This window comes from Pseudomonas sp. PS1(2021), from assembly GCF_020405165.1.
In the GTDB taxonomy this organism is placed as follows: domain Bacteria; phylum Pseudomonadota; class Gammaproteobacteria; order Pseudomonadales; family Pseudomonadaceae; genus Pseudomonas; species Pseudomonas aeruginosa.
Genome location: NZ_CP084484.1, coordinates 7543561 through 7567546 on the forward strand (window position 1 = coordinate 7543561; position 23986 = coordinate 7567546).

Below are 23986 nucleotides of genomic sequence, written 5' to 3' on the forward strand. Positions count from 1 at the left end.
CATGAGCCAGGACGACACTCCCGACCTCACTGCGTCGCAGGCGACGGGCAAGGTCGCGCCCGAGGCGGTGGCGCTGCGCGCCCAACCGCACCCGGTCACGCGGCTGAACCGGCGCACGCTGGCCATCCTCGCAGGCACCCTGTCGGTCGCCGTGCTTGGCGCGCTGATGTGGTCGCTGCAACCGCAGCGGCGCGGAACCAGCGAGCAGACCGAGCTTTACAACGTGGATCGCGTGTCGAAGTCGGAAGGACTGGATGCGCTGCCGACGGACTACTCGAAGCTGCCGCCCGCCGTTCCCGAGCTGGGGCCGCCGCTACCGGGCGATCTTGGCCCGGCCATCGTGAAGTCGCAGCAGCCGGTGACGGCCGCCTACGCGGCCCCTGGCCATGATCCCAACGACGCGCTGCGCAAGGAAGCCGAAGCGGCCGCAGCATCGTCGGTGTTCTTCCGCTCGGGTTCGCAGCAGGCCGCGCCGGTGGCGCAGACGCAGGTGGCCGCCGCGCCGGGCTTCGCCGCCAATGCGGCGTTCGACCCACTGGCGGCTGGCCCGGCCTCGACGGCGGCCCAGCCTGCCGACCCGACCGCCGTACAGAACCGGCAAGACCAGAAAGAGGCGTTCTTGAAAGGCGGTTCCACGGAAACCCGTAATTCCGGCAATCTGACCCTGCCGGCTTCGCCTTATCAGGTCATGGCCGGAACGGTGATCGCAGGCGCCTTGGTGACGGGCATCAAGTCGGACTTGCCGGGCGACGTGATCGCCACGGTGACGGAGCCGGTCTATGACACGGCCACCGGCAAGTTCCTGCTGATCCCGCAGGGCGCGCGCATCCTCGGGCGCTACAACAGCCAGGTCAGCTACGGGCAGAGCCGCGTGCAGGTGGTGTGGAACCGGGTCATCCTGCCCGACACGTCATCGCTGACGCTCGACAACCTGGCCGGCACCGACCCGGCCGGCTATGCCGGCCTGGAAGACGATGTGGACTGGCATTGGGATCGCATCTTTGCCGGCGCGGCGCTGACGACGCTGTTGGGCATTGGTGCCGAGTTGGCCGCGCCGGAGAACCGGCAGGACGGTGATCGCGTCATCATCGCCGGGCGCGACAGCGCGCAGGACAGCATCAATCAGGTCGGCCAGGAGATGACCCGGCGCAACCTCAACATCCAGCCCACCTTGACCCAGCGCCCCGGCTTGCCGGTACGCATCATCGTCAACCGCGATCTGGTGCTGCGGCCGTACCAGCCGCTGTTCTTTAACCGGGGGACTTCACGATGAGCACCACCAAAAAGCTGCGGCTGGGGCCGCTGCCAAAGATGGAATCCACGAAGCTGACCTTTGCCTGCCCAGCCGGACTGAAAGCCGACCTCGACCGCTACGCCGCGCTGCACGCGCAGACCTATGGCGAAGCGGTCGATGCGGCGACGCTGATCCCGCACATGCTGGAAGCCTTCATGGCCGGCGATAGAGGGTTCCGCCGTGGGGCGGCAACGCAGCAGCGCCCCGCGAAGACCGGCTCGGCCATTGTCAGTCCCGAAGGCCGTGCCCCATGAAACGGCCTTGGCCTGCGCGGCGGGCCGCCTCGACCAGCGCCGCACTGGCGGCGCTGTCCTCGCGGGCGAAGGCGTAGAAGCGCGCCGCCGGCAGTTCGGGCAGACCGTCTTCGCTGCCCAGCACGCGCAAAGCGTCGCTGCGCTGGCTGTCGGCGATGACGGTAATGGCAAAGCCCGACCGCGCCGCCGACAGGCAACCGGCCATGCTGCTGCTTTCGAAGACAATGCGCCAAGCCTGATCTGTTTTGCCCAGTGCCGTGACGGCGGACTCACGATAGACGCACGGCTCGGGGAAGACCGCCAGCGGCAGCGGCTGGCCCGCCGGCAAGGACTGATCCGCCGCATAGGCCCAGACCAGCGGTTCTTCCCACAACAACGTGCCGCTGCCCTCGACGCGGCTGCATTGCTTGCCGAAGACAAGATCCAGGCGGCCGCGCTCCTGCTGGCGCAGCAGGTCGGCGGTGATGCCGACCTTCAGTTCGACCGTTGCGTCGGGGTGCCACTGGCGAAAGCGGTGCAGCACCTGGGGCAGCCAGGCGCCGGCAAAGTCTTCCGATGCACCGATGCGCAGTTTTCCGCGTAGCGGTGTACCCCGCAGCTTGGCGCGGGCCTCGCGCTCCAGATCGAGGATGTTGCGGCCGTAGGCGTACAGGGTGTCGCCTGCCTGGGTCAGCTCCAGGCGGCGCGTGGTGCGCGCCAGCAGGCTGGCGCCGGCAATCTGCTCCAGCCGCCGCATGTGCCCACTGACGGCCGAGGGCGTCAGCGCTAGGCGCTCGGCGGCCGCGGCGAAGCTGCCGCTGTCCACGATTTCAAGGAACGTGCGCAGCAGCACGGTGTCCAGCGGTGTGCCATCGGCGGCGGGCGAAGCAGTGTCCATTCGATCATTAAATGCAAAAAGTCATTAATAGACGATGATTATTCGCTAATCGAACAGTGTCGTCCAGCTACGCTGGGTCATCCACCATGACAAGGGACGACACCATGAACGCCTACCAGCATGCCTTAACCGACCGCCTGGACATTGCCTATCTCGAATGGAATCCGCAGGGCGACCGAACCGCCATACTGCTGCACGGCTGGCCGGACAGCCCTGAGTGTTGGAAGGCCGTGGCACCCGTGCTGGCCGAAGCCGGCTACCGCGTGCTGGCGCCGGCGTTGCGCGGTTTCGCGCCGATCCGGTTCCGCGATGCCGCCACGCCACGCAGCGGCCAGTTGTCCGCGCTGGGGCGCGATCTGCTGGGCTTCATCGACGTGCTGGGGCTGGAGCGCCCGGCACTGATCGGCCATGACTGGGGCGCGCGGGCCGCCGCCAATGCCTGCGGCCTGCGCGAAGGTGCGGCCTCGCACCTGGTGATGTTGTCGGTCGGATACGGCACCAACGACCCGAACCAGCCGCTGTCCTTGGCGCAGGCGCGCAACTACTGGTATCACTGGTACATGGCCACGCCGCGCGGCGAGCGCGTGGTACGGGAAGAACGCGAGGCGTTCGCCCGGCAGATGTGGGACACCTGGGCGCCGACCGGCTGGTATGACCCGGCCGACTTCGACGAGGCAGCGCGGGCGTTCCAGGGCGAGGACTGGGCCGAGATCGTGTTGCACTCTTACCGCCACCGCTGGGGCTTCGCCGAGGGCGACCCGGCCTACGCGGAGGACGAGGCGCACCTGAACCCCGCGCCCGTCCTGGCCGTGCCGACCCTGGTGCTGCACGGCGGGGTCGATACCTGCAACCACCCCGACAGTTCCAAGGGACGGGAAGCGTTCTTCACGGGCCGCTACGAGCGGCAGGTGCTCGATGGCGTCGGGCACTTCCCGCAGCGGGAAGCGCCGCAGGTGGTCGCTGATGCGGTTTCGCGGTTCTGCGCGTCGGTGTAAGTGCCGATGGGCCGCTGCGCCGACCCCTGAAATGCAGAACCCGCCATCGCTGGCGGGTTTTGTTCGTCTGATCGGCGCTGGCTCAGGCGTCCGGCGCTTCGACCATGACCGGGCAATGCCGATCCTTGCGCGGAATCCGCGCTGCGGCTTCCAGGCGGGCTTCCATCGCCGCATCCACGGCCGGGATGCCCTTGAGCGAGAACTTGAAGACGCGACCAGCAGAAGCCGCTTTGTCAGGCGCTGCGGTCGGCTTGCGTTGTGCGCGGGTCTTGGTCATGAGGAACCACCTCTCTGGAGAAGGGGCGAATGCAATGTACCTGCGGCCGTTCAGAGCACGGCTTCCAGGCCCTTGCGCTCGATGATGTCCAGCAGCTTTTGCGACGGGCCGCTGGGGCGTTTGTCGCCCACTTCCCACTTGCGGACGGTGGACGCGCTGGTGTTGAGCACCGAGGCCAGCACGGCCTGGCTCAGTTGCAGGCGCTCGCGCAGCGCCTTGATCCTGGCGGCATCGTAGTCCTGCACCGGCTCCAGGCACAGCAGGTCGTACTTCTGCATCTTGCGCTTGTCGATGAACCCCAAGCGGTGCAGGTCGCGGGCGCCTTCATGCACCGCTTCCAGAATGCGGCTCTTGGGTTGGGCTTTTTCAGTCATCGGTGATCTCCAGCAAAGTGCCGTCGGCAGCGGCGGCATCCAGTTGTGCGGCCGTGCGCTCCAACAAATCGGCGGCGTAGTCCTGCAAGGCTTGCAGTTCGGCGTCGCTGATGTTGTCCCGCTCGTTCTTCTCAAACCCGAAGACGAAGAACCAGCGGTTGCCCTTGTTGGTGGCGACGAGCGTTCTCACTCCGCCGCGCTTGCCGCGCCCGGCCAATCCGATACGTTTCTTCACCACGCCACCGCCGAGATCAGCGTCGATCAGCCCGGCGTCCATTTCAAGGACAGCCTTGCGCAGATCAGAATCGCCCAATGCCGTCTTGCGCATCCACCGCTGGAAGTGACGGGTTTTGAAGATGTGCATCTCTGTCCTCACTATACCACTCAGTGGCATGACTTGTCCATGAAGGGATGGATGCTGCCAGATCGCTAGGCAGGCTCGTTTGCCGTGGCAGGTACGGCCCGCCCAGGCATGCCCAGTGGAACGAAGCCGGTCAGTTCAAGCGGCGCGGGCGTCCATCCGCAAATGAAGGAAGGATGCCGCAGGCAAGCGCGGCCGGAAACTCGCTGGAGCGTGTTCCGGCGTAGCATCCGCTCGTTCTCGGCTGCGCGAATTGTCGTATCGGTGATACGACAATTCGGGGCCGGGCGAGGACGGGAAATGTCGTGTCGCCGTCACGACATTTCCCGGTATGGCCTGGGCCGGCATCACGCGGCTTCCAGCTTTTCCAGCAGTTCGGGCGAACGCTTGAGCAACTTGAACAGTTCGGCCAGCGCCTGCGGCAGTTCCGTCGCTTCCTCGGCCTTCGTGGGCGCGGCCTGCTGGCCGCTGGCGATCAACTTGCGCAGCTTCGCCACCACGTCGCTGGCCTCGCGCTCGGCCTTGTCCTCGGTGTGGACGTAGTTCATGAACGTCGCCACGGTTTTCTGCGCGGTCAGCGCCATGCCCACCTTGATCGGGATGCCGGAATTGGCAATGTCGGTGGCCGAGCGGTGGCGGATGCCGTGGGTGCCGACGTGCTCCAGACCGGCGCGCTGGGCGATGACGCACCACGCATGGTAGTAAACGCCCTTGGACATGGGCCGCTTGTGATTGCGTGCGGCGGTGATGACATAGGGCGAATCCTCGTAGCGCGTGGCATTGGACAGCAACCGGTGCGCTTCCTCGCTCATGGGCTTGGACATGGGGCCGGTCTTGCTGTCGGGCCAGTTGACGCGGCGGTTCTCGAAGTCGATCCAGTCCCATTGCAGGTACAGGATTTCCGACATGCGCGCCGCGAACTCGAATTGCAGACGGATCGCCAACATGGTTTCGGGGCGGATGGTGCGCTGGATCTCCGCTTGATCGAGGTAGGCGAACAGCTTGACCATTTCCTCGTCGGTGATGAGCCGGGAATGGCCCCGCTCGGGAAGTCCCTTGATGTGGCGGCACGGGTTCGAGCCTTCGGGCCGGTAGCCCCACACTTCGGACAGGTTGAACATCACCCGCAGCAGCGAGTAGGTGCGATTGCCGCAGGTCGGGATGTGTTCCATCTTCTTCATCATCGCGGCAATGTCGGCGCGCTTGACCTCGGAGACTTTGAGCTTGCCGAGCTTCGGGATGATGTGGTTGTCGATATAGGTCTGATAGGTCTTCTGCGAAGACTTCTTGTTGTGCCGCTTCGAGTGGTCTTCCATGAAGCGCGTGCATAGCTCCTTCATGGTCGGCACCTTGCGCGCCTCGGTCTTGGCCGCGCTAGGGTCGCGGCCCTGGCGGACTTCCGCCAGCCAGTTCTGCGCCTTGCTGCGGGCCTGCTCGACGGTCAATTCGCCGAACAGGCCGAGCGAGGGCTTGCGGCGATCGCCGGCATTGGTGCGGTACTGGAGCATGAACACCTTGCGCCCGGCCGGCGTGACCTTGCAGAGAAAGCCGGGCACGAGGGTGTCGCGCAGTTCAACGTCGTGGGCTTCGGGTTCCGCCGAATCGACCACGGATTTGGTGAGCTTGATCTTGGCCATGAGAAGTCCTCGGGATGACCGATTCCAGGGGCCAAGTAGGAGCCTGGCGACGGGGAATCAGGTCGGGTTGCAGAAGGCACCGGGATATGGTGAATCCGCTTCATCCCTAGGAAAACTCGCTGCGGCGAGGGCTGGCGTAGTCCCGCGTATCTCGGTGCGGAACATATGTTCAAACTGTTCGACAAGGATTACACCGAGCACCTGAACAAGGCCGGCGACGCCGGCTTCGGTTTCTCCGCCAACGAAACGGTTCCAGAGCCGGGCCGGACCTTCTGGACCAAGGTCGACTTCAGCTTCTGAACCTTCAACGAGGCCCCGTCCAGCGGGGCCCGCCTTGCCTGTGTGCGCTCCGATGAGGTGATCCATGCAATCGAACGAAAAGAACGGCCGTGACTTCTACGCGCTGGCCTGGCGCTGGCATTTCTACGCTGGCCTGTTCGTCGCGCCCTTCATGATCCTGCTGGCGCTGACCGGAATCGTCTACCTGTTCAAGCCGCAACTGGATGCGCTGCTCTATCCGCAACTGCTGCGGGTCGAGGCCGGTGCGCAGATGCGCAGCGCCGACCAGTTGCTCGTCGGGGTGCGCCAGGCGCACCCGCAGGCCGCCGTCAGCCAGTACCTGCCGCCGAGCGAGGCGGGGCGCAGCGCGCAATTCGTGATTGGCGAAGAGGGCAGGCAATGGAACCTCTTCGTCGATCCCTACAGCGGGCGCGAACTCGGCCGCCAGGATGCGCAGCTGAATCTCCAGGCGGTGGCCCGGGCACTGCATGGCGAGCTGATGGTCGGGACCGTCGGCGACCGGCTGATCGAGCTGGCCGCCGGCTGGGGCATCGTCCTGGTGGTCTCCGGTCTCTATCTGTGGTGGCCGCGCGGGCGGGCGGCGAGCGCGCTGTTCTGGCCGCGCCTGCACCTGCGCGGACGACCGCTGTGGCGCGATTTACATGTGGTCGCCGGGTTCTGGGGCAGCCTGCTGTTGCTGTTCATGCTGCTCAGCGGGATGACCTGGACCGGCTACTGGGGCAAGCAGTTCGCCGATGTCTGGAACCGTTTCCCGGCGGCGATGTGGAACGATGTGCCGACCTCCGACATGCAGGCCGGTAGCCTCAACAGCGCGTCGCGCCAGCAGGTGCCCTGGCCGCTGGAGAACACTCCGCTGCCGCGCTCGCAGCCGCCGGCGGCCGACGCCCATGCCGAGCATCGCGGGCATTCCGCCCAGGCCGGGCACGCGATGCCGATGGACATGCCGATGCCGGCGGGCATCCCTCTGCAAAGGGTGGTGGATATCGCCCGCGAGCGCGGCGTGGCGGCGGGCTACGGGATCGCCCTGCCGAGCGGGATGGAGGGGGTCTACACGATTTCCGTGTTCCCCGACGATCCGCGCCACGACGCCACCCTGCACATCGACCAGTACAGCGGCAAGGTTCTCGCCGACGTGCGTTGGCAGGACTACAACGCGGTGGCGAGGAGCGTGCAGATGGGCGTCGTGCTGCACGAAGGCAAGCTCTTCGGCCTGGGCAATCAGTTGCTGATGCTCGCGGTCTGCCTGGCGATCCTGCTCAGCTCGGCGAGCGGCCTGTGGATCTGGTGGAAGCGCAAGCCGGCCGGACGCCTTGGCGTGCCGCCGCTGCGCCACGAGCTGCCGCGCTGGAAGACCGGCATCGCCATCATGCTGGCGCTGAGCGTGGCCTTCCCGTTGGTGGGGGCCTCGCTCCTGCTGGTCTGGGCGCTGGACTGGCTGGTGCTGTCGCGGCTGCCGGCGGTTCGCCGGGTCCTGGCTTGAGACCTGCTGCCCGGCGCTCAGTCGAGGTCGAGCTGGCGGGTCTTCCAGAGTGCCGCCAGCAACAGCACGCAGAGCAGCGCCTCGGCGCCGAGCCAGAGGAAGGTGGTTAGCGCCGGCGAGGCGTCGATCAGCACACCGTAGAGACGCGCCGCGCCGCCGCTGGCGATCACCGCCAGGGCGGCGAGCAGGCCGAGCACCAGGTAGCGGGGGCGCAGGGCGGCATAGCCGAGCAGCAGGCCGATGCCGAAGCTGGTGCCGCCGTAGCTGGCGCGCAGGTCGGTGAGGGCGGCGGGGGTGAGCGGTTCGCCGCTGGTGAGCAGGGAGGCGAGCGGGCCGGGGAAGAAGACGAAGCCCAGGCCGAGGACCACGAACAGTGCCGAGCACAGCCAGAGCAGGCGAAGCGGGTGAGTCATGCGGTGTCTCCCTTGGTCATGAAAGGGGCGCATCGACGCGCCCCCTGTTCCTTCTGACCTCAGCCGGCGCCGCGTTGCTCACTTCTCAGGGCTGGAAGGCACCGATGAAGATCGCCGGGTCGACTCGCGCGTCGTTCAGGCTGACGTTCCAGTGCATGTGCGGTCCGGTGGCCCTGCCGGTGGCGCCGACCTTGCCGAGTACGCCGCCGCGCGGCACCTGCTGGCCGAGCTTCACGTCGATCTTCGACAGGTGGCAGAACATGCTGATGAAGCCCTGGCCATGGTCGACGAACACCGTCTTGCCATTGAAGAAGTAGTCGCCGATGAGGATCACCTTGCCGGCCGCCGGCGCCTTGATCGGCGTACCGGCCGGTACCGCGAAGTCTAGACCGGAATGCGGGTTGCGCTCTTCGCCGTTGAAGAAGCGGCGCAGGCCGAAGGGGCTGGAGAGCGGACCGTCGACCGGCTTGTCGAGCATCAGGTTGCTGGGCAGGCCGGGACTGAAGCGGCGGTAGGCGGCGGTCTGCTCGGCGAGTTCGCGTTCGATGCGCTTGAGGTCTTCCGGCAGCGGATTGACCTGGCGCTTGTTCTTCAGGGTGATGCGCTGCTCGCGGTAGTGCTTGCTGCCGACGCTGAAGCGTTCCTCGTGGTTGCCGGTCGCCGCTCGCACTTCCAGCTTCTGCGGGCCGGGCTTGGTGCTCAGCGGGATGCCGACCACGGCGATCCAGCGGCGGCCTTCCTCGCGCACCACCAGCACCGGCTTGCCCTGGTAGAAGGCCCGCGGCGGCGGGCCTTCCTCGCCGAGGTCGACCACCGCCACCCCGCCGGGCACCGGCTTGTTCAGCAGGCGCATGATGAAGCTGTCGGCCTGGGTGGGCAGGGCGCAGAAAGCGGCGAGCAACAGCGTGGAAACGAAGGCTAGGGTGCGGGGCATCGGCTTCTCGACTCGTCGGGCGTCAAAGCCGTCTATGCTGGCGGAAGAGCGCGGCGGGGGAAAGCCCGCAAGGGTTGCAAACGTTTTCACCTGCGGCACTCTGTCGCGCCCGGCGTTTTTACTTTTGCCCCGCGCTCAGGCATAAAGGGCCCATTCTCCGGAGAACCGACGATGCCCCTGTCACGGCGCCCCGTGGCCTGGCTGGCCAGCCTGGCCGTGCTGATGAACCTGTTCGTGGTGCCGCTTTCGCAGGCGCTGACGACGCAGGAGCGCGCCTCGTTGCTGCTCGGCGGCTTCTGCAGCACCTCGTCCGATTCGCTGCTGCGCCTGAAGCTGGGTGCCGCGCTCAAGGACATCGATCTTCCCGACGACCACGAGAGCCTGGCCCCGCACCTCTGCTGCTGCGCCGGCGCCGCCGGCACGCCCGGACTGGTCGCCTCCTGGCCGGCATTGCCGCTGGCGCCGCTGGCCAGCCCGGCCCGTAACGCCTTCTCCGCCACCGACCTGCCTCCCCTGCGCTATTGGCGCCTCGCCAATCCGCGCGCTTCTCCTGTCGCCTGACTCCTCCCCCGCGCCTTCGACAACCTGGACCTTCGGGTCGGGGCAGGTCGCGGCGCAATACCCTAGCTTCCCCCCTGGAATCGCCGGTCCGACGGAAAAAGACCGGTCATACGCTACTGGAGAGTCACCATGCGCACATCCTTCTTTGCTGCCGCGGCCCTGCTGGCCGTTTCCGCTTTCGCCCAGGCCCACGAGTACAACGCCGGCCAGCTGCACATCGAGCATCCCTGGGCGCTGGCCCTGCCGCCGACCTCGCCGAACGGCGCGGCCTACTTCGTGGTGCAGAACCACGGCAAGGAAAACGACACCCTGCTTGGCGCCGACACGCCGCGCGCGGCTTCCGCCGAGGTGCACGAGCATGTGCACAAGAACGGCATGATGAGCATGCAGAAAGTCGACAGCGTCGACGTCGCACCAGGCAAGGACCTGCGCTTCGCTCCCGGCGGCTACCACCTGATGCTGATGGGCCTGAAGCAGCCACTGGTGGCCGGCGAGCGCTTCCCGCTGACGCTGCATTTCCGCAAGGCCGGCGACGTGCCGGTGGAAATCGTCGTCGAGTCCAAGGCGCCGGCCGAACAGGGCGGGCACGAGCAGCACGGCCACTGAGCGCCGTGTCGAGCAGGGGCGCCCGGCGCCCCGCCTTTGCGTGCGAGGTTCAGAGCATGAACAGCAACAGATATCCCTTGCCGGCGCAGACCGGCCTGGTGGTGGCTCCCGGCCTGCCGCCGAAGAACTCCACCCTGCGTCCGGACCAGCTCAACAAGCGCCTGAGCAGCGCCTGGCACCATCTCTACGACCTTTGCCCGGAACTGCTGAAGATCGATCCGCCGGATGGCCTGACCATCCTCCGTGGTTTCCTGCAATGGGCGGCCGAGCAGAAGGCCGCCTGGAACTGGGCGATGCACCTGCGCCTGTACTGCTGGCTGTTGCAGTCGCCGTTCGGCGCCAAGGTGACCGACGAGCATCTGGAGGTGCTGATGGACGCCTCCGCCGCGCGCTGGACGGTGGACGACACCAGCGCCAACCGCGGCATCCTCCTGGCCAGCCAGGGCGGTGTGCACATCACCCAGGACTGGAAGGCGCCGCAGGCCGGCGCCGGCACGCGTGTGCCGCTGGAGCGCCTGGACCTGCCGGCGCCGAACTGGACATTCGCCTATTGCGCGGTGCCCGACCCGCGGCTGCGCGAGTTCCCGGGCTGGAAGCCGTTGCCGGCGCGCGGCTCGCTGGTCGGCTGAGCGCTCGCCGCCCCGCGTGGGGGGGCGGCGCCGTTTCAGCGGTTGGCCAGGGCTCGCTGGTTGGAGTCGTAGATGTTGTCGCGTTCCGGAACGTGCCGGCCGGCGAGGCTTTCCAGCCACTCCTCGGTGCTGAGCACGGCGGCGAAGGAGGACTGCAGGACGATGCCGAAGATCCGGTGGATCTCTTCCGCGCTGGCCTGGCCGGCGCGGTTGCGGTAGGGCACCGAGCCGCTGGCGTCGTGCAGGTATTCCACCTGCCAGCCTTCGTGGATCGCCTGGCGGATGGTCGAGTCGTCGCAGTGCTGGGTCATGTAGCCGACCACGGCGAGGGTGTCGATGTCGCGCTCGCGCAGCCAGTCGGCCAGCCCGGTGCCGACGAAGGAACTGGCCAGTTGCTTTTCCACCTTGTGCTGGTAGGGCCGCGAGGCGACCACCTCGTGCAGCTCGGCCTGCCGGCTGCCGCGCGCGAACAACGGCGAGTCCGCCGGTGCCAGGTGCTGCACCACGACGATCGGGATGCCCGCCGCGTGGGCGGCATCCATGGCGGCGCCGATGCGTTCCAGCGACGATTGGATGGCGGGAAATTCGATACGCAGGTTGCCGCTGACGTATTCGTTCTGTACGTCGATGACCAGCAAGGCGCGTTTGGGTTGACGTGCGGACATGGCGTTTCCTCCTGAGTGGGTGAGGCAGATTCTGGTCCCGGCGCGGCGTAGCGAGTGAGTGGCCTGAGAGACAACTTTCGCTAGAATCGGGCCAACCCGCTCATACCCACCGAGGTGCGCATGTCCCGCCAGTCCGTGGCCGTGGTGGCCTTCGACCGCATCAGTCCGTTCCACCTGTCGGTGCCCTGCCTGGTGTTCGGCCAGGAGTGCTACGACCCCTGCGCGCAGGCCTTCGACCTGCGTGTCTGCGCCGCCGAGCCGGGCCGGCTGCGAACCACGGTGGGGTTCACCATCGAGGCCGAGGCCGGGCTGGAAGCGCTGGCCGAGGCGCAGACCGTGATCGTGCCGAGCTGGCGCGATCCACACGAGCGTCCGCCACAAGCGCTGCTGGATGCGTTGATCGCGGCCCGTGCACGCGGAGCGCAACTGGTGGGCTTGTGCCTGGGGGCCTTCGTGCTGGCCGAGGCCGGGTTGCTCGACGGTCGCCGCGCCACCACCCACTGGATGTGGGCGGAGGATTTCGCCGGGCGCTTCCCTGCGGTGCGGGTGGAGCCCGACGTGCTGTACATCGAGGACGACGGCCTGCTGACCTCGGCAGGCACCGTCGCCGGCATCGACTGCTGTCTGCACCTGGTCCGCCAGCGGCTCGGTGCGCAGACTACCAATCACCTGGCCCGGCGCCTGGTGGTGGCGCCGCATCGACAGGGCGGCCAGGCCCAGTTCATCGAGCAGCCGCTGCCGGACAGTGCCCAGGACGGCCGTCTCGGCGAGCTGCTGGTGTGGCTGCGGCAGAACCTCGACCAGGCGCACAGCCTGGACAGCCTGGCACAGCGGGTGCTGATGAGCCGGCGGACCTTCACCCGGCATTTCCGCCAGCTCACCGGCACCACCGTCAGCCAGTGGCTGCAGGCCGAACGCCTGGCCCTGGCCCAGCGCCTGCTGGAAACCACCGAGCATTCGGTGCAGGCGATCGCCGGGCTGGCCGGCTTCGGTTCGGCGGTGTCGTTGCGCCAGCAGTTCTCCGCCGCGTTCGGCCTGCCGCCGCTGGGCTACCGGCGCGCCTTCGCCTCCTAGTCCGCCGGAGGGCGCTTCTGCAACTGCTGGCGCCAGAGCGCGTCCATCGCCTGCAACTGCACCGGGCCGAACAGCGCCTGCGTCGCGCCGGTGTGCCAGGCCCAGAGCTGGTCGCCGAAATCGTAGTGCCACCATTCGCTGGGCAGGTTGCTGAAACCGGCGTCGAGCATCGCGTGATAGAGCAGGCGACGGTGATCGCGGACGCGTCGCTGGCGCGTGTCGGGCTCCGCCAGGCGTTCGAAGTAGGCGGTGTAGGAGGCCGGCACGGCTTCGTCGAAGGCGCTGCCCATGTCCAGCCAGCGGCCCTGGGCGTCGCACAGGGTGACGTCCACCGCGCCGCCGGTGAGATGCGGGCTGGGCGCCTCGCGGCTGCTGCTCGGCGGCGAGACGAACTGGCGGGTGAGCCGTTCCAGCTCGGCCTCGCCGGCCCGTGGGTAGTGCGCGGCCAGGGCGCTGGACAGGCTGTCGTAGAGATACTGCTGCACGGCGAACGGCCGCCAGGCGTCCAGCACCACCAGGCGCACGCCGCCGGGGAGGGCGGCGGCGACCCGCAGGAGACGCTCGAAGACCTCGCCGCGAGCGTGGCACTCCGGGATCGCGTGAGGAATGCCGAGCTTGTGGTAGGCCGGCCAGACGCTGAACTCGCGGCTCAGCCCGAGCGCCTCCAGCGGCGTGCCGGCATCGACGATGGGGATGCCGGCCACGGCGTGCCAGTCGGGCTCCGGGAGAACGGGGATGGCTTGGGTGAAGTCGGTCATGGTGTCAATTGAGCAGGCGTGGCAGCCACAGGGTCAGGGACGGGAACAGGATCAGCAGCGACAGCACCCCCAGGGCCACGAGGATGAACGGCCAGATACCCTTGAACATTTCCAGGATATCGAGGCGGCTGATGGTCGCCACGATGAACAGGCAGGCGCCCATTGGCGGGGTGATCAGGGCGATGGTGATGTTCAGGGTGAAGATCAGCCCCAGGTGCACCGGATCCACGCCGGCGGCCAGCGCCACCGGAGCGACTATCGGCGTCAGCAGCATCAGTACCGAGACTTCTTCCATGAGCATGCCGCAGACGAAGATCACTGCGCTGATGATGAACAGCATCAGGGTCGGCGAGTGGCCGAACGGCTCCAGCAACTGGGCGAACTCGCTGGCGACCTGGGCGTAGTTGAGCAACCAGTTGACCACCGAAGCGGCGGCGATGATCACGTAGATGCTGGCGGTCAGGCGTACCGTCTCGCGCAGCGAGTTCCACAGCCCGACCAGGCTCAGTTGGCGCTGGAGCAGACCGACCAGCGCCACGTAGAGAGCGATCAGGGCGCCCGACTCGGTGGGCGTGACCAGTCCCAGGACGATTCCGGCGACGATGATCACCGGCGCGATCAGCGCGGTCAGGGCGCCGGACAGCGCCGCCAGGATCTCGCCCCAGGCCGGCGCCGCATGGCGCGCCTGCAGCCCGTTGCGGTAGGCGTACACCGCGTTCAGCAGCATGAAGGCGGCGGCCAGCAGCAGGCCGGGAATCACCCCGGCGAGGAACAGCTCGCCCACCGAGGTGTTGGTCAGCGAGGAATAGAGGATCATGAAGATGCTCGGCGGGATGATCGGACCGATCAGCGAGCTGCCCGCGGTCAGCCCGGCGGCGAAGCGCCGCGAGTAGCCTTCCTTTTCCATGGCCGGCACCAGCAGGGTGCTGAGTGCCGAAGCGTCGGCCGCGGCGGACCCGTTGACCCCGGCGAAGAACACCCCGGCGACCACGTTGACGTGGCCGAGGCCGCCGCGGAAGTGGCCGACCAGGGCGTTGGCCAGGCGCATCAGGCGCGGGGTCATGCCGGAATGGTTCATCAGGTTGCCGGCCAGCACGAACAGCGGGATCGCCATCAGCGAGAAGATGTCCATGCCGCCGAAGAAGCGCTGCGGCAGGGTGTTGGCGAACAGCGCCGGGTCGACGAAGAGGAACCCCACCAGCGCGGTGAGCAGCAGGCAGAGGAACAGCGGCAGGCCGAGCAGGAGGTTGACCACGAAGGCTGCGATCATGGCGATGGCCATCATGCCTGCGACCCTCCCTCGACGGTGGTGCTGGCCGGCTGCCGCGGCCAGGGCCCCTGGAGCAACAGCATGAGGGTCAGCAGGCCGAAGCCGAGCGGCAGGCTGAGCAACGGCCAGGTGCGGCTGACGCCCAGGCCGAGGCTGCGGAAGCGCCCGGCGTTCAGCGCGTAGCGGGTGCTGACCCAGGCGGCGAAGGCGAAGAAGGCCAGCGCCAGCAGCCACTGGTAGAGCCTGAGGGCCTGCGCCAGGCGCGGCGGCAGGCGTTGTTCCAGCAGGTTGACGCGCATGTGCCCGCCTTCCATCCATACCGCGCCGAGCGCCAGCATTACTGCGCCGATGATGAGGTAGCGGGCCAGTTCGTCCATCCAGATCGGCGAGCTGCCGAGCAGGTAGCGGGCGAACACGCCGTAGATGAGCAGGACCAGGTCGAGCAGCAACAGCAGCGTGGCGAGGTTCAGCAACGCGGCGCGCATGCCCTTGAGCAATGACGGCATGGGAGGTACTCCGGAAAGTCGGACAGGCGCGCCCGGCCGACGGCAGCGGCCGTCGGGGGGGCAACGCGTGAAGGTCAGGGGGCGGTGGCGAGACCGGCGTCGCGGAAGGCCATCTCGGTCCAGCGCGGCTCGATGTCCTGGGTCTTCAGCCAGGCCAGGTAGGACGGCTGGCCTTTCTCGCGGAAGGCGGCGAGGTCATCGGCGGACGGCTGGATGATCTGCATGCCCTTTTCCTTGAGGAACGCCAGGTCGCGCTCCTGCTGGGCAGCGACCGCCTCGCGGTTCAGCCGGGTGGCTTCGGCGGCGGCGTCGAGCAGGGCCTGGCGCTCCTTTGCCGGGAGGCTGGCGAGCAGATCGCCGTTGGCCACCAGGAACTGGTCGGAGTACTGGATGTTGGCCAGGGTCAGGTACTTCTGCACCTGGTAGAGGCTGCCGAGGATGATGTAGGAGGTCGGGTTCATCTGGCCGTCGGCGACGCCGGTGCGCAGGCCCATGTACAACTCGGTCCAGGGGATCGGCGTGCCGGAGGCGCCGAAGGCTTCGTAGAGCGCCACCTGGCTGGGATCCATGGCGCGGAAGCGCAGGCCCTGGAAGTCCGCCGGGCCGTGGATCGGCTTCTTGCCGTTGGTGAAGTTGAGGAAGCCGCCTTCCTCGACCACCGCCAGCAGCTCGGTGCCGGTGCGCTCGCGGAAGGCCTCGCGGGCGGCCTGCCAGTAGCTGCCGCTGTCGAAGAAGGCGTGGGCCGCGGCGGCATCCTTGAACATGAAGGGCGTGGCGCTGACGTAGATCTCCGGGAACAGCGGGGCGATCCCGGCGAAGGAGGCGATGTTCAGGCCGGGGCCGGTCATCACCTGTTCCATGCGCTGCTCCTCTTCGCCGAGCATGCTGTTGGGGTAGAGCTTGAACTGCAGTTCGCCGCCGCTCTTTTCCTCGGCCAGGCGCTTGAGGTTGCTGGCGAACAGGTGCACCAGGTTCTTCTCGCTGTCGGCGGCGCCGTTATAGCTCAGGTTGAGGGTGGTGGCGGCCTGGGCGAGGCTGCCGCCCAGGCCCAGGGCGGCGGCCAGCAGTCCGGCGGCGAAGCGGCGGGCGAGGCCGTGGCGCGGATTCGTGTGCATGTTGTTTTCCTTATGGCAGTCCGAACGGTCGGGGGATCGGCGGCACTTCTTGTCGGGGCGCGGGGCCGGGTGCTCGCACGAAAGCGAAGCAACGCTAGCCGTTGTCTCGTTGACTATTCAAGTCCGGACGTGATGCGAAAAAGACAACGCCTCAGCGCTGCGAGAGCCCGGGCGCGTCGCCACTGAAGAAGCGCATGCCGCGGCGCAGGTGTTCCAGGCAGGCGATCGCCGCCACGGTCAGCTCGCGGCCCTTGTGGCTGACGATCCGCGCGCGGGCGTCGCGCAGCGCCGGGTGGGCCAGCGGCAGGCAACGGATATGCCCGGCCTCGATCTCGTGGCTGACCGTCAACTCCGGCATGAAGGCCACGCCGATGCCGGACTTGACGAAATTGGTCAGCACCGCCACCGAGTTGGTGCGCAGCTTCGGCCTTAGCTCGATGCGCTCCAGTTGGGCGGCGATCACCGCCAGTTGGCCCATGCCGGTGCTGTTGTGGATCAACGCCAGCGACTCGTTGCGCAGCGCGCGCATCGGCACCACACCGCGGTGTCCGGCGAGGGCATGGTTGGCGGGGATGATCAGGTCGAGGGGCTGGCGGGTGTCGACGTGCACGTCCAGTTCGCCGTCCTCGACCGGGGCGTAGACCAGGGCCAGGTCGACGGCGTCTTCCTTGACCAGCGCCACGCCTTCGTTGGCCCCGGCCATGCGGACCTCCAGCTCGATGCCGGGGTAGCGCAGGATGAAGCTCTGCAATGGCTGGGAGATCAGGTCGGCGATGAAGCCCTCGCCGACCGCCAGGCGCACCTTGCCCTGGCGCAGCCCCTGCAGGGCCGACAGACGCGACAGCACGCCCTCTTCGTTGGCCCGTTGCTGGCGGTAGTGCGCCACCAGCAGCTCGCCGGCCTCGGTAGGCGCCACGCCCTGCGGGGTGCGTTGCAGGAGGCGCACGCCGAGATGTTCCTCCAGGCTGGCGAGCTGCCGGCTGATGGCCGAGGGGTCGATGTTCAGGTGCTGGGCGGCGCGGCGAAGAGAACCGTGGTGGATCACCTCGTTGAGGTAGGCCAGGGCCCGTTGGCTGAGGCGGATCATCGCGGCTCAGTCCAGCAGCGACAGGGTCACCGGCGTCCGGTGGTTGTCCTCGACCCGCACCTCCAGTTCGCCTTCCGCGAGGCGCGCCTTCAGGCGCTGTCCCGGCAGGGTCTGGCCGGCATCGCGGATCGCCCGGCCACGCTCGTCGAGGAGGATGCTGTAGCCGCGGCCCAGGGTCGCCAGCGGGCTGACCACGTTGAGCGTCTGCGCCAGTCCTTCGAGGCGCTGACGACGATCCTTCAGTACCTCACGGGCGGCGCGCGGCAGGCGCGCGGCGAGGCTGTCGAGCTTCTGCCGGAGCAGCGCCAGGGTGCGGCCCGGATGCTGTGCGGCGAGACTCGTCTCCAGGCGGACCAGGCGTTCGTGGCGGACCGCCAGCTGGCGCTCGAAGGCACGGCGCAGGCGCATGTCCAGGTCGTCCAGGCGCTGTGCCTGCTGGCGCAGGCGTTCGCCGGGATGGCGCAGGCGGCGGGCGACGCCTTCCAGGCGCAGGCGTTCGCGCAGCAACTGGTCGCGCATGCGCAGCACCAGGCGCCGGCGCAGGCCGTCGAGACGCTGCTGCAGGTCGCCGGCGTTGGGCGCCAGCAGTTCGGCGGCGGCCGAAGGCGTCGGCGCGCGCACGTCGGCGACGAAGTCGCTGATCGATACGTCGGTCTCGTGGCCGACCGCGCTGACGATCGGCGTGGCGCAGGCCGCCACGGCGCGCGCCACCGCTTCTTCGTTGAAGCACCAGAGGTCTTCCAGGGAACCGCCGCCACGGGCCAGGATCAGCGCGTCGAAGCCCTGCCGGTCGGCCAGTTGCAGCGCGCGGACGATCTGTGCGACGGCCTCGCGGCCCTGGACTGCGGTGGGCACCAGGGTCAGCTCGACCTGCGGTGCGCGGCGGCGAAACACGCTGATGATGTCGCGGATCACCGCCCCGCTGGGCGAACTGACGATACCGATGCGGCGCGGATGGGCGGGCAGCGGACGCTTGCGTTCGCTGGCGAACAGGCCTTCGCCGGCGAGTTTTTCCTTCAATGCCTCGAAGGCCAGGCGCAGGGCGCCGTCGCCGGCCGGCTCGACGGTATCGGCGATCAACTGGTAGTCGCCGCGTCCCTCGAACAGCGAGATCTTCCCGCGCACCTTTACCGCCAGCCCGTCGCGCAAGGCCTGGCGTACGCGCAGGGCGTTCTGCCGGAACAGCGCGCAGCGGATCTGCGCGTTGCTGTCCTTGAGGGTGAAGTAGACATGGCCGGAGGCCGGCCGGGCGAGGTTGGACAGCTCGCCCTCGACCCAGACCTGCGGGAACACGTCTTCCAGCAGCAGGCGGGCGCGCTGGTTCAGTTGGCTGACGGTCAGCACCTCGCGATCGAGGCCGAGCCGTTGGAAGGGATCGTTACGCATGGGCGGCATGATAAGGCGGCGCACCGGGATGTGCGATCAATCCTTGGCTTCGTTCGGCAGATTCTCCAGGAAATATTCGACGAAGCCTTCCACCAGGGGGCTATCGTCGCGTCGCCAGGCCAGCGCCACCTCGCTGTATGCCTCGGCCTCGGCCAGAGACATGAAGCGCACGGCGGGCGGTGCGATGGCGCGCATCGAGGCGGGCACCAGGGCGACGCCGAAGCCGGCCTCGATCAGTTGCAACTGGCTGGTCTTGCGTGACAGCGCGCGCGCCGGGCGTGGGTAGAAACCGGCGCCGAGGCAGAGTTCGGCGGCGCGATAGCTGAGGCCGCCGCGTTGCAGGTGGGGAATGGAGACGAAGGTTTCTCCGGCCAGGGCGGCCAGGGCCACGGGGGCTTCACGGCGGGCCAGCGGATGGTCGGCGGCGAGAGCCAGGAGCAACGGCTCGCGGTACAGGGCGCGCAGGTGCAGCCGGGGATGCTGGCGCAGCACCGGCAGGCGCAGCAGGCCAAGGTCCAGGCGTCCTTCGGCGAGATCGGCGAGTTGCTGCTCGGAGGATTGCTGGGTCAGTTCCAGGCGGACGCCGCTCTGCGCCGCGAGGTAGCCGCGCAGCGCCGCTTGCAGGCCATCCACCAGCGGCACCGAGCTGGAGTGCCCCAGGCGCAGCAGGCCATGGCCGCCTTCGCCGACCTCGCGAGCCAGGCGCCGGGCGGCCTCCAGGTCGCCGAGCAGGCGCTGCGCGCGTGGCAGGAAGGCGCGACCGGCCGGCGTCAGCTCGACCTGGCGCGGACCGCGGCGGAGCAGTGGGGTGCCGATGCTGTCCTCCAGTTCGCGCACCTGCCGGCTGAGCGCCGACTGGGCGACGAACAGGCGTTCGGCGGCACGGCTGAAGCCGCCGGACTCGACGATTTCGACGAAGTAATGGAGTTGCCGCAAAGAGATCATCGGAAGATTACCCATGCCTTTTCGAGATGGCTACAGGGCTCGGATTGTATTGGCTGGCGCGCCGTTGCGCTCGCTAGAGTGCGCAGGTCGTCGTTCCGGGAGTCGCCATGTCCTCGCTCGATCCGTCAGTCCTGTTCGCCGCCCTGCCGTTCAGCCTATGGCAATGGCTGCTGGTCGAACTGGCCATCGTCCTCGCCTATGTGGTGTTCGGCATCGCCGGCTTCGGCACCGCGCTGGTCGCCGGCCCGTTGCTGGCCGGGGTGCTGCCGCTGTCGCAGATCATTCCGCTGCTGGTCCTGCTGGATTTCAGCGCGTCGTTCGGCAACTGGCTGCCGGCGCGGCGGCAGATCGCCGTCACTGAGCTCAAGCGTCTGCTGCCCTGCATGTTGCTGGGCTGTGCGCTGGGGGCGTACGGACTTCTGGCGCTACGCGCGGAGCTGCTGATGCTGGCCCTCGGCGTGTTCGTCAGTCTCTATGCGCTCTACGCCCTGTTCCTCCAGCCACGCGGCCAGCCGCGCTGGCGGGCGACCTGGGCGTTGCCCTTCGGTGTCTTCGGCGGGCTGTTCGGCGCGTTGTTCGGCAGCGGCGGCTTCCTTTATTCGCTGTACCTGAACGGACGCCTGGCGAGCAAGGAGCAGATGCGCGCCACCCAGAGCGCGCTGATCGGTTGTAGCACCTTCGTCCGCCTGGGGCTGTTCCTGCTCGCCGGGCTGTATGCCGCGCGCGAGCCCTGGCTGCTCGCCGCCTGCCTGCTGCCGGGCATGGCGCTGGGCCTGTGGATCGGCCGTCGGGTGACCCTGCGTCTGTCGCGTGAAGCCTTCGTCCGCCTGGTCACCTGGCTGGTGCTGTGCAGCGGCCTGGCGCTGGTCGGGCGCTACCTGGCCGCTTGAAGCGGCTGCGCCGGGCACAGGCCGAACTGTGCGGCCAGCTCTTTGAGGCGCTGGCGCTGGAAGTCGCGGAACGCCGCGTTGGGCTGCTGCAACTCGATGAAGTCGCGCAGCGGGTCGCGCACCGCGCTGCGCACGCCGCTGAGTTCTTCGATCACAGCCAAGCCGCAGAACGGCACGTAGGCTTCCGAGTAGCCGCCTTCGTGGACCACCACCAGGCGTCCGCCGGCATGCCGCTCGGCCGCGTCGCGGACCATCGCGGTCATCGCCCGGAAGCTGTCGCTGTGCAGTTGCATGCGTGCCAGCGGGTCCACCGCGTTGGCGTCGAAGCCACTGGCGACCACGATCAATTGCGGGCGGAAGCGCTCCAGCGCCGGCAACACGATGCGTTGCATGGCCTGCATGTAGGCGTCGTGACCGCCGCCGGGAAGCAGCGGCACGTTGAGGTTGAAGCCACGACCGCGATCCTCGCCGATGTCTTCGGCGCCGCTGTAGCCAGGCGGGAAGCAGCCGTCCTGGTGCAGGGAAATGCTCAACACGTCGTCGCGCCGGTAGTAGATCGCCTGGGTGCCATTGCCGTGGTGGACGTCCCAGTCCAGCACCGCGACCCGCTCGACGCCGTGGCGCGCCTTGGCCGCCTCGATGGCCACGGCGATGTTGGCGAAGAAACAGAAGCCCATTGCCTGGTCCGGCAGGCAGTGATGACCTGGCGGCCGCGACAGCGAGTAGGCGTTGTCCGCCTCGCCGGCGAGCACCGCGTCCAGCGCGGCGATGGCCAGGCCGGCGGAGAGCCGGGCGATCTCGTAGCTGCCCGGGCCGATCGGCGCGTCCTGGCCGAGGCTGCCGCCGCCGGCGTCGCTCAACGCCTTGAAGCGTTCCAGATAGTGCGCCGGATGCACGCGCAGCAGGTCCTCGTCGCTCGCCGGCGGTGCGCTGCGCAGTTGCAGGCGGGCGGTCAGGCCGGACACGTCGAGCAGGCTTTTCAGCCGGCGCTTGGTTTCCGGTGATTCGGCGTGTCCGGCGGCGGCAGGCGGTTGCACCCAGCCGCCGACCGGCAGGGTCAGCGCGTGCGGGCCGGCGGCGTGCCAGAGGCAGAGTTCGTCGAAGAAGAAAGCGGTACGTCGGGTCATGGCGGGTATCCGTGGTTCGGGAAAGGGTTTCAGCGTGGCCGGCAGGCCAGGGCCAGCAGCAGCGAGAGGGCGGCTAGGCCGGCGGCGATCGGCAGCAGCGGGAGGAAACCGCCGCTGCCTTCGATGAGTCGTCCTGCCAGCGCCGGGCCGATGGCCAGCCCGCCGCCGATGACCAGGTTGGAGGCATTCATCAGGCGGCCGGAGCGGTCCAGGTCGGCGAGGCAGGCGAGGATGAACGGCAGGGCGAAGGTCCAGGTGAACTTGAACAGCAGCGCGGCCAGGGCGAAGCGCGCCAGCGGTGGCTGGCCGATCAGCAGGAGGATCGCCGCGGCCATCGCCAGGTAGCCGCCGAGCAGCATCAGGTCGCGCGGCAGGCGGTTGCCGATGAAGGAGGCGCAGGCCGCCCCGGCGATGCCCATCAGGGTGGCGACGGCGAGTACCTCGCCGCTGGCGCCGGCACCGATCCCCGCGCCTTCGGCGATGGCGCCGATGAAGGTCCAGACGCCGCTGAGGCTGATATAGAAGGTGAGCACGGCGAGGATACCCAGCCCGACCCGCAGTCGCGAGTGAACCGCGCCGGTACTGGCGCGGGCTTCCGCTGGCGGGCTGCCACTGGGGAAGGCCCGCGACAACGGCAGGGCGAGGCCCATCAGGCCGGCCAGCAACAGGTAGCAGGCGGCCAGGCCGAAGCGTTCGAACAGCGCCGGCAGCAGTGCCAGGCCGACGGCGCCGACCACCAGTTGGCCCATCACCCAGAGCCCGTAGACCCGGCTCGGGGTGGCGGTGCTGGCGGCGCTGGACAGGCAGAGGATCATCAGCGAGCCGCCGGCGAGGGCGCTGCAGAAACGCAGGGCGAGCAGCAGCGGGTAGCTGCCGGCCAGTGCCGAGGCCAGGTTGGCGGCGATGAACAGCAGGCCGGCGAGCAGCGCCGCGTGGCGCCAATCGACACGTTTCAGCCAATGGAAGGCCGGCAGCGTCGCCAGGCTCATGGCGCCCAGCTCCACCGAAAACAGGTCGCCGACCCGCGCCGGGCTCAGTTGCCACTGGGTCGCCAGTTGCGCGGCGACGGCGGGGGCGGTCATCAGGATGGTCGGGGTGATCGCGGCGAACACCACGATGGCCGCGAGCAGCGCGAGGTTGCCGGACGCCGGAGAGGCGCTGGCGAGAGTCTTGTCGGAAGCGCTCATGGCTGCGCCTCCTCAGAACACATGGACCAGGCGCAACAGGGCCTGGCTGCCATGGAAAGCATTGTCGGTGGCGACGTTGCGCGAGAGACCGAACATCAGGCTGTTGCGCCGGTCCAGCCAGTGGCCTAGCTCGAAGCCGAGTTGGGTGTAGCGCTGGTGGGTGTCGTCGAGGGTATGGCCCTGCAGCTTCAGTTCGCCGCCATCGGCGTGCACCAGCTTGAGGGCGCCGTAGGTGCTCTGGCTGAAGTCGTAGGAGGCGAAGGCTTGCAGGCGATAGAGCGGTTTCTGTTCCAGGTCGCTGCCGAAGTAGTCGTCGTTCTTCGCGTAGAACTGCGCTTCCAGGTTGGCTTCCAGCACCCAGTCGCGGCCGATGCCCTGGGTGTAGTTGTAGACGAAGGTGGCGCCCCAGCGGTTGGCGCCGGGCGAGACATCGGGGTTCTTCGCGTGGTACTCGCCCAGCGGCAGGGTGATCAGGGTCAGCAGGCCGCTGTAGCGGCGCCGTTCCGGGTCGTTGATGAAGAACAGGGTGCCGCCGACCTGGGGATCGCCGAAACCGGTCTCGCCGGTATGCCCGGCGCTGCCGGGCAGGCGCGCATCGATGTCGACGAAGGGAATGATGAACTGCGGCGTGCAGAGAGTGCCGCAGATGTCGCTGAAGAACACCTGGCGGTAGGCCATCGCGTTGGTCTTCAGTTCGGCCTTGCCGTTGCGATCGGCCGGTCCGTGGAACTCATGGGCGCGGGTCGCCGGCAGGTAGAGCACGCCGAGCGTGGTGCCTGCTGGGGCGCCGAAGAAGTCGCGGGCGTTGAGGTCGGCGGCGCCGGCTTCGGCGCCCAGCAGGAGCTGGATGCCGAGCAGCGCGAGGGCGCTGGCGGTCGGTGCGGCCATCGAGGCGGTGCGGTGGGTCATGTGTCGGTCTCCCCGGTCGTTGTGTGCCCGGCGTTCGTCGCGCCGGTGGTGGTTGCGCCTTTTCGCAGGCGAAAG

Annotated in this window: 27 protein-coding genes and 1 pseudogene; 10 read left to right on the forward strand and 18 right to left on the reverse strand. The window is 68.2% G+C overall.

The features are described from left to right. The first annotated feature begins 1 nt into the window (after position 1). On the forward strand, positions 2-1273 hold the full coding sequence (locus tag LE197_RS35775; RefSeq protein WP_054440889.1) for a TrbI/VirB10 family protein: 1272 nt from the start codon (positions 2-4) through the stop codon (positions 1271-1273). After that, positions 1270-1548, forward strand: coding sequence for a DUF2274 domain-containing protein (locus LE197_RS35780; protein ID WP_052158454.1), 279 nt, complete (start codon positions 1270-1272; stop codon positions 1546-1548). Before LE197_RS35775 ends, LE197_RS35780 begins: the two co-directional genes overlap by 4 nt. On the opposite strand, the gene LE197_RS35785 is transcribed toward LE197_RS35780, so the two are convergent. Next, positions 1523-2425 (reverse strand): LysR substrate-binding domain-containing protein, encoded by a 903-nt coding sequence (locus LE197_RS35785; RefSeq protein ID WP_043156087.1) that lies wholly within the window; start codon positions 2423-2425, stop codon positions 1523-1525. The two genes, LE197_RS35780 and LE197_RS35785, sit on opposite strands and share 26 nt — an antisense overlap. A gap of 104 nt (positions 2426-2529) precedes the next feature. On the opposite strand from LE197_RS35785, the gene LE197_RS35790 reads away from it, so the two are divergent. Next, complete coding sequence (locus LE197_RS35790; RefSeq protein WP_043156088.1) at positions 2530-3420, forward strand: alpha/beta fold hydrolase; 891 nt, start codon at positions 2530-2532, stop codon at positions 3418-3420. An 82-nt stretch (positions 3421-3502) separates the two neighbouring features. On the opposite strand, the gene LE197_RS35795 is transcribed toward LE197_RS35790, so the two are convergent. The 4 genes from LE197_RS35795 to LE197_RS35810 all read right to left on the reverse strand — a co-directional run bounded on the left by LE197_RS35795 (position 3503) and on the right by LE197_RS35810 (position 6069). Continuing rightward, positions 3503-3697 (reverse strand): hypothetical protein, encoded by a 195-nt coding sequence (locus LE197_RS35795; protein ID WP_043156090.1) that lies wholly within the window; start codon positions 3695-3697, stop codon positions 3503-3505. A gap of 50 nt (positions 3698-3747) precedes the next feature. Next, positions 3748-4071 carry a helix-turn-helix domain-containing protein gene (locus LE197_RS35800; RefSeq protein WP_043156092.1) on the reverse strand — a complete coding sequence of 108 codons (324 nt, stop codon included), beginning with the start codon at positions 4069-4071 and terminating at the stop codon, positions 3748-3750. After that, positions 4064-4435 (reverse strand): type II toxin-antitoxin system RelE/ParE family toxin, encoded by a 372-nt coding sequence (locus tag LE197_RS35805; protein ID WP_043156093.1) that lies wholly within the window; start codon positions 4433-4435, stop codon positions 4064-4066. Before LE197_RS35805 ends, LE197_RS35800 begins: the two co-directional genes overlap by 8 nt. A 344-nt stretch (positions 4436-4779) precedes the next feature. Next, positions 4780-6069, reverse strand: a complete 1290-nt coding sequence (locus LE197_RS35810; RefSeq protein WP_079388661.1) for a tyrosine-type recombinase/integrase — start codon at positions 6067-6069, stop codon at positions 4780-4782. A gap of 174 nt (positions 6070-6243) precedes the next feature. Here LE197_RS35810 and LE197_RS37005 point away from each other — a divergent pair. After that, a pseudogene (locus LE197_RS37005) lies at positions 6244-6369 on the forward strand (hypothetical protein); the annotation flags it as partial. A gap of 64 nt (positions 6370-6433) precedes the next feature. Continuing rightward, complete coding sequence (locus tag LE197_RS35815) at positions 6434-7849, forward strand: PepSY-associated TM helix domain-containing protein (protein WP_073666464.1); 1416 nt, start codon at positions 6434-6436, stop codon at positions 7847-7849. Positions 7850-7866: 17 nt separating this feature from the next. On the opposite strand, the gene LE197_RS35820 is transcribed toward LE197_RS35815, so the two are convergent. After that, the gene (locus tag LE197_RS35820; protein WP_003092748.1) at positions 7867-8262 is read right to left on the reverse strand and encodes a DUF4345 domain-containing protein; all 396 of its coding nucleotides are present in this window, start codon (positions 8260-8262) and stop codon (positions 7867-7869) included. 85 nt (positions 8263-8347) lie between these two features. Further along, positions 8348-9196: a M23 family metallopeptidase gene (locus LE197_RS35825; RefSeq protein WP_003105381.1), complete on the reverse strand. Its 849-nt coding sequence runs from the start codon at positions 9194-9196 to the stop codon at positions 8348-8350. A 171-nt stretch (positions 9197-9367) separates the two neighbouring features. Here LE197_RS35825 and LE197_RS35830 point away from each other — a divergent pair, with 171 nt between their 5' ends. The 3 genes from LE197_RS35830 (at position 9368) to LE197_RS35840 (ending at position 10992) form a co-directional block, all read left to right on the forward strand. Next, entirely contained in the window at positions 9368-9757 is a 390-nt protein-coding gene (locus tag LE197_RS35830; RefSeq protein ID WP_003105383.1) for a DUF2946 family protein, read from the forward strand. Between the two features lie 129 nt (positions 9758-9886). Next, the gene (locus tag LE197_RS35835; protein ID WP_003105385.1) at positions 9887-10363 is read left to right on the forward strand and encodes a copper chaperone PCu(A)C; all 477 of its coding nucleotides are present in this window, start codon (positions 9887-9889) and stop codon (positions 10361-10363) included. Between the two features lie 56 nt (positions 10364-10419). After that, positions 10420-10992 carry a putative natural product biosynthesis protein gene (locus LE197_RS35840; RefSeq protein ID WP_003105387.1) on the forward strand — a complete coding sequence of 191 codons (573 nt, stop codon included), beginning with the start codon at positions 10420-10422 and terminating at the stop codon, positions 10990-10992. Positions 10993-11027: 35 nt separating this feature from the next. Here LE197_RS35840 and LE197_RS35845 read toward each other — a convergent pair whose 3' ends face one another. Then, on the reverse strand, positions 11028-11657 hold the full coding sequence (locus tag LE197_RS35845) for a cysteine hydrolase family protein (RefSeq protein ID WP_003105389.1): 630 nt from the start codon (positions 11655-11657) through the stop codon (positions 11028-11030). 120 nt (positions 11658-11777) lie between these two features. On the opposite strand from LE197_RS35845, the gene LE197_RS35850 reads away from it, so the two are divergent. Continuing rightward, positions 11778-12731, forward strand: a complete 954-nt coding sequence (locus LE197_RS35850) for a GlxA family transcriptional regulator (protein WP_003137870.1) — start codon at positions 11778-11780, stop codon at positions 12729-12731. On the opposite strand, the gene LE197_RS35855 is transcribed toward LE197_RS35850, so the two are convergent. From LE197_RS35855 to LE197_RS35885, 7 genes are all read right to left on the reverse strand, one after another. Further along, complete coding sequence (locus LE197_RS35855; RefSeq protein WP_003105392.1) at positions 12728-13489, reverse strand: M15 family metallopeptidase; 762 nt, start codon at positions 13487-13489, stop codon at positions 12728-12730. The two genes, LE197_RS35850 and LE197_RS35855, sit on opposite strands and share 4 nt — an antisense overlap. 4 nt (positions 13490-13493) lie before the next feature. Beyond that, the gene (locus LE197_RS35860; RefSeq protein ID WP_003105394.1) at positions 13494-14774 is read right to left on the reverse strand and encodes a TRAP transporter large permease; all 1281 of its coding nucleotides are present in this window, start codon (positions 14772-14774) and stop codon (positions 13494-13496) included. Further along, positions 14771-15265: a TRAP transporter small permease gene (locus LE197_RS35865; protein WP_003105397.1), complete on the reverse strand. Its 495-nt coding sequence runs from the start codon at positions 15263-15265 to the stop codon at positions 14771-14773. Before LE197_RS35865 ends, LE197_RS35860 begins: the two co-directional genes overlap by 4 nt. A gap of 74 nt (positions 15266-15339) precedes the next feature. Then, a complete protein-coding gene (gene dctP / locus LE197_RS35870) occupies positions 15340-16380 on the reverse strand; it encodes a TRAP transporter substrate-binding protein DctP (protein WP_003118314.1) in 1041 nt (346 codons plus the stop codon). Between the two features lie 151 nt (positions 16381-16531). Continuing rightward, positions 16532-17467 carry a LysR family transcriptional regulator gene (locus LE197_RS35875; protein ID WP_033998819.1) on the reverse strand — a complete coding sequence of 312 codons (936 nt, stop codon included), beginning with the start codon at positions 17465-17467 and terminating at the stop codon, positions 16532-16534. A gap of 6 nt (positions 17468-17473) precedes the next feature. After that, the gene (gene xseA / locus LE197_RS35880) at positions 17474-18853 is read right to left on the reverse strand and encodes an exodeoxyribonuclease VII large subunit (RefSeq protein ID WP_033998913.1); all 1380 of its coding nucleotides are present in this window, start codon (positions 18851-18853) and stop codon (positions 17474-17476) included. 36 nt (positions 18854-18889) lie between these two features. Further along, positions 18890-19798, reverse strand: coding sequence for a LysR family transcriptional regulator (locus LE197_RS35885; RefSeq protein WP_023092544.1), 909 nt, complete (start codon positions 19796-19798; stop codon positions 18890-18892). 107 nt (positions 19799-19905) lie between these two features. On the opposite strand from LE197_RS35885, the gene LE197_RS35890 reads away from it, so the two are divergent. Next, on the forward strand, positions 19906-20688 hold the full coding sequence (locus LE197_RS35890; RefSeq protein WP_003113815.1) for a sulfite exporter TauE/SafE family protein: 783 nt from the start codon (positions 19906-19908) through the stop codon (positions 20686-20688). On the opposite strand, the gene LE197_RS35895 is transcribed toward LE197_RS35890, so the two are convergent. The 3 genes from LE197_RS35895 to LE197_RS35905 are packed head-to-tail and all read right to left on the reverse strand — an operon-like array spanning position 20673 to position 23911. Further along, the gene (locus LE197_RS35895) at positions 20673-21815 is read right to left on the reverse strand and encodes a class II histone deacetylase (protein ID WP_033998815.1); all 1143 of its coding nucleotides are present in this window, start codon (positions 21813-21815) and stop codon (positions 20673-20675) included. The two genes, LE197_RS35890 and LE197_RS35895, sit on opposite strands and share 16 nt — an antisense overlap. A gap of 29 nt (positions 21816-21844) precedes the next feature. Next, entirely contained in the window at positions 21845-23002 is a 1158-nt protein-coding gene (locus tag LE197_RS35900) for an MFS transporter (protein WP_003113817.1), read from the reverse strand. A gap of 12 nt (positions 23003-23014) precedes the next feature. Beyond that, positions 23015-23911: a transporter gene (locus tag LE197_RS35905; RefSeq protein WP_003162436.1), complete on the reverse strand. Its 897-nt coding sequence runs from the start codon at positions 23909-23911 to the stop codon at positions 23015-23017. Positions 23912-23986: the final 75 nt, after the last annotated feature.